General features: G+C 65.1%; 6 protein-coding genes and 1 pseudogene. All 7 read right to left on the bottom strand.

Going from position 1 to position 4,650, the window contains the following annotated elements:
* Positions 1 to 157 precede the first annotated feature (157 nt).
* Positions 158 to 409: an ATP synthase F1 subunit epsilon gene (locus tag ACQKJZ_RS18075; protein ID WP_427732933.1), complete on the bottom strand. Its 252-nt coding sequence runs from the start codon at positions 407 to 409 to the stop codon at positions 158 to 160.
* A 1-nt stretch (position 410) separates the two neighbouring features.
* Positions 411 to 968 carry a hypothetical protein gene (locus ACQKJZ_RS18080; protein ID WP_427732935.1) on the bottom strand — a complete coding sequence of 186 codons (558 nt, stop codon included), beginning with the start codon at positions 966 to 968 and terminating at the stop codon, positions 411 to 413.
* Positions 965 to 2,437, bottom strand: coding sequence for a F0F1 ATP synthase subunit beta (atpD, locus tag ACQKJZ_RS18085; protein WP_427732943.1), 1,473 nt, complete (start codon positions 2,435 to 2,437; stop codon positions 965 to 967). The genes ACQKJZ_RS18080 and atpD overlap by 4 nt, the downstream gene beginning before the upstream one ends.
* A complete protein-coding gene (locus tag ACQKJZ_RS18090; protein ID WP_427732937.1) occupies positions 2,421 to 3,017 on the bottom strand; it encodes a hypothetical protein in 597 nt (198 codons plus the stop codon). Before ACQKJZ_RS18090 ends, atpD begins: the two co-directional genes overlap by 17 nt.
* A complete protein-coding gene (locus ACQKJZ_RS18095; protein ID WP_427732939.1) occupies positions 3,017 to 3,892 on the bottom strand; it encodes a F0F1 ATP synthase subunit gamma in 876 nt (291 codons plus the stop codon). The genes ACQKJZ_RS18090 and ACQKJZ_RS18095 overlap by 1 nt, the downstream gene beginning before the upstream one ends.
* Position 3,893: 1 nt before the next feature.
* On the bottom strand, positions 3,894 to 4,187 hold the full coding sequence (locus tag ACQKJZ_RS18100) for a putative quinol monooxygenase (protein ID WP_427732941.1): 294 nt from the start codon (positions 4,185 to 4,187) through the stop codon (positions 3,894 to 3,896).
* 3 nt (positions 4,188 to 4,190) lie between these two features.
* Positions 4,191 to 4,650, bottom strand: a pseudogene (locus ACQKJZ_RS18105) (F0F1 ATP synthase subunit alpha); the annotation flags it as partial.

The following is a 4,650-nucleotide window of genomic DNA, read 5'->3' on the forward strand; positions in this document are numbered from 1 at the left end:
CTGAACGGGGACTGGGAAATGGCGGCCATCCACCCGCCCCGTTCAGCCTGAGCGAAGTCGAAGGCCAAGCCCCGCCCTCTCCGCAAACTTAAAAAGAAAAACGGCCGCAGCTTCCGCCACGACCGTTTCAAAACCCGGAAAAAAGGCCGAACAGGCCTTATCCCGCATGCTCCGCCAAGACGGTCAGACCCTTCGGCCCCACCTCGGCGAAGCCACCACGAATCTGGATCGACTCCGGCTCGCCCTTTTCGGTGCGGTACACCTGGATCGCACCGTCGCGGATCGTCGACATGAAGGGCGCGTGCCCCTCCAGCACGCCGAAATCGCCCTCGGTGCCGGGGACGACCACCATATGCACCTCCTCCAAGCGGAGGAGCTTTTCGGGGGTCACGAGTTCGAAGTGCAGCATATTATCTCTCAACGTCCATTTGCGCCGTAATGGCGACCTGCGGGCGATCCTTGCGTTCACCGGGCTTGGCGGCACGCGACACCGTCATCCACAGATGCGGGTCGATCCTGCTCACATAGCGCGTCATACGCATGTCGCCATCACTCTTCTCTTCGCCCGCCGACCAATTCGTCTTGAAATCGGGCTGCGTCAGAACGGCTTCGGTTGCGGGTTGCAAGTCTTCACTCGAGCCACCCACGACATGGCAGAGCGGTCGAGTATCGGAAACCGTTATAAACAGGCCACCCGGCCCCGCCGCCGCATACCAATAATGGGGTGCGGTGCACCAACCATCAGGCGGAGCAACCGCGTCCGGTATCGACCGCCGTGCGACGATCTTACCCGACAGGCCCGCGTTCTCGGGAAACTGGTCGATCGAGTCCGCCCAGGTGGCCGGACGCATCAACCATGCTTCACAGGCCTGCAACGCCGTAGCGATGCCCCTTGTCGCGGCATCCGAAGGAACGGCAACAGGCTGCGACGCCTGCGCCATTACCGCGAATGCCGCTACGAGGATCACGCCTCCTGGGCCAGCTTCTCGGCCTTGGCGACGGCTTCGTCGATGCCACCGACCATGTAGAAGGCCGCTTCCGGCAGATGGTCGTACTCGCCGTCGACCACCGCCTTGAACGAGCGGATCGTGTCTTCGATCTGGACGAACTTGCCCGAGATGCCGGTGAAGACTTCCGCGACGTGGAAGGGCTGCGACAGGAAGCGCTGGATCTTGCGGGCGCGGGTCACGGTCAGCTTGTCCTCTTCGGACAGCTCGTCCATGCCCAGGATCGCGATGATGTCCTGCAGCGCCTTGTAGCGCTGGAGCAGTGACTGGACCGCACGCGCCGTCTCGTAATGCTCCTGGCCGACGATACGCGGCTCCAGCACGCGGCTGGTCGAGTCGAGCGGGTCGACGGCCGGGTAGATGCCCAGCTCAGAGATGGCGCGGTTGAGCACGGTCGTCGCGTCGAGGTGGGCGAACGAGGTAGCCGGCGCCGGGTCGGTCAAGTCGTCGGCGGGCACGTACACGGCCTGGACCGAGGTGATCGAGCCCTTGTTGGTCGAGGTGATGCGCTCCTGCAGCGCGCCCATGTCGGTCGACAGGGTCGGCTGATAGCCCACGGCCGACGGAATACGGCCCAGCAGCGCCGACACTTCCGCACCCGCCTGGGTGAAGCGGAAGATGTTGTCGACGAAGAACAGCACGTCCTGGCCTTCCTGGTCGCGGAAATATTCCGCGATGGCGAGACCCGACAGCGCGACGCGAGCGCGGGCGCCCGGCGGCTCGTTCATCTGGCCATACACCAGCGCGACCTTCGAGCCCTCGCTGATCGCATTGCCCTCGGCGTCCTTGGCGATCACGCCCGCGTCGAGGAATTCGTGATACAGGTCGTTGCCCTCGCGGGTCCGCTCACCGACGCCCGCGAACACCGAGGTGCCGCCATGGCCCTTGGCGATGTTGTTGATCAGTTCCTGGATGAGCACCGTCTTGCCGACGCCAGCGCCGCCGAACAGGCCGATCTTGCCGCCCTTCGCGTAAGGCGCGAGAAGGTCGATGACCTTGATGCCGGTGACCAGGATCGCGCTCTCGGTCGACTGCTCGATGAACTCGGGCGCCTTGGCGTGGATCGGGGCGCGCAGGTCGGTGGCGACGGGGCCGCGCTCGTCGATCGGTTCACCGACGACGTTCAGGATGCGGCCGAGCGTCGCCGGGCCGACCGGAACCTGGATCTGGTTGCCGGTGTCGGTCACGGTCTGGCCGCGGGTCAGACCCTCGGTCGTGTCCATCGCGATCGTGCGGACGGTGTTCTCGCCCAGATGCTGCGCGACTTCGAGCACCAGACGGCTGCCGTTATTGTCCGTCTCCAGCGCCGACAGAATCGCGGGCAGGTGATCGGGGAAGTGAACGTCGACGACCGCGCCGATGACCTGGGCGATCGTGCCGACATTGTTGGTGGCCGTGGTCGGCCGGATGTCATCAGCGGCGGTTGCCATCATTGCTTCCTTGGTTCTGCTGGCCCGACTTAGCTTCGGGGCGGGTAAAGGTTACGACCAGACGGCGGCCACCGTCGATCTTGTCACGGGTAACACGGTAATCGGCGCCGGTCAGGTGGCTGGTGGTGGCGCTTTCGGTCTGGATCGCGGCCGAAACCGCATCCTTGCCGTCCAGACCCAGCTGATCCATCGGCTTGGTGACCCAGCGGATGAACTGCGTCTTGGCGAACGGGCTGGTGTCGAGATTGACGAGGTCGAGCGAGAAGCGGACTTCGTTCAGCCGCGTCGCGTCGCCCTCGACGATCAGATTGCCCATATTGACCGGCGACACCGATGGATCGGCCATCGGCGTGGCCTGCGCGATGGCGCGGTACTGGCCATCAACCGGCGCGTAACCGCTCATGCGAAAGCCCATCCGGTCGAGCAGGCTGACCGTCTCGGCTGCATTGTCGAACACGGTCGCCCAGCCGCCCGTCACGAACGGCGTGAACGTCGCCTTGGGCGCATCCTTCGGCTGGTCGGACGCCTGGCCGCATCCGGCCAGAGCGACCGTCAGGCCCAGAAGGAGCGCTGTCCGCATCAGAGCGCCTCGGCGCCCGAGATGATTTCGACCAGCTCGGTGGTGATCGCGGCCTGACGCGTGCGGTTATACTGGATCGACAGACGGCGGATCATGTCGCCCGCATTGCGCGTGGCATTGTCCATCGCGTTCATCTGCGAGCCGTAGAAACCGGCCTGGTTCTCCAGCAGCGCGCGGAAGATCTGCACCGCCACGTTGCGCGGCAGCAGCGTGTCGAGGATATCCTCTTCGCTCGGCTCGAACTCGGCGACCGCCTCGACCGAGGTCTCGCCCTTGGTCGGAGCGGGCATCGGCACGGGGATCAGCTGCTGCGAAACCGGGTCCTGCACCAGCGCCGAGACGAACTTCGAGTAGAACAGGTGCGCAACGTCGAACTCGCCGCGCTCGAACCGCGCGATCAGGTCGTCGGCGATGACGCGGGCGTCGTCGAACTTGGGCGCCTTGATCAGGCTCATATCGTGATCGGCGAGGATCGCGTTGGGGAAGAAGCGCTTCAGCACGCGCCCCTTCTTGCCCGCGAGGTAGAACTTCACCGTCTTGCCCTGCGCCTGAAGCTCTTCAGCCTTGCGGCGCGCGGCGCGGACGATGTTGGTGTTGAACGCACCCGCCAGACCACGCTCCGAGGTGGCGACGACCAGCAGCTGAACATCATCCTTGCCGGTGCCCGCGAGCAGCGGCGACGCACCGACGCCGCCCACGCGCGCGGCCATGCTGGCCATCACCGCTTCGAGACGCTCGGCATAGGGACGGCCGTTCTGCGCCGACTCCTGCGCCCGGCGCAGCTTGGCGGCGGCGACCATCTTCATCGCCTTGGTGATCTTCTGGGTCGACTTGACCGAGTTGATCCGGATCTTGAGGGCCTTGAGGCTCGCCATTTTATTCCAATCCGTCCGCTAGCTCGGTCAGCTCGACCGGGCCTGCCAGCCATTCCTCGTAGCTCTTGAAGACCGCGCGCGTGTACGGCTGCGCATGGTGGAATTCAAAAGCCGCGCGGTCGGCCCACCGCTCGTAGATATACAATGTCGCACTGCCGTCGGCGGCGGGATGCGGATCGAACCGTTCGCATCCCTCCTCCGTCCGGGTCCTCGCAACGATCCCGGCGACGGCCTGACAGGCCGCCCCGAAATGCTCCGGCTTCAACCGGATCGTCGCGAGATAGGTCAGCGCCATTGCTTACGCGAAGATCTTCGCGAACTGGTCGAGCGCGGCCTTGAGCTTGCCCTTGGCCTCGTCGCCCAGATCCTTGGTGTCGCGGATCATCGCCAGCACGTCGGCGTGATCGTTGCGCAGATACGCCAGCATCGCCGCCTCGTAGCGGACGACCTGCGCCACCGGCACATTGTCGATGTAACCGTTGGTGCCTGCGAAGATCGACGCCGTCTGCTCCTCGAAGGGCAGCGGGTTGAACTGCGGCTGCTTGAGCAGCTCGGTCAGGCGCGCACCGCGGTTCAGCAGCTTTTGCGTGGAGGCGTCGAGATCCGAGCCGAACTGCGCGAAGGCGGCCATTTCGCGGTACTGAGCCAGCTCCAGCTTGATCGAGCCCGACACCTTCTTCATCGCCTTGGTCTGCGCGGCGCTGCCCACGCGGCTGACCGACAGGCCGACGTTGATCGCCGGGCGGATGCCCGCGAAG

The organism is Sphingomonas sp. NPDC019816, assembly GCF_050274375.1.
Classification (GTDB): Bacteria; Pseudomonadota; Alphaproteobacteria; order Sphingomonadales; family Sphingomonadaceae; genus Sphingomonas.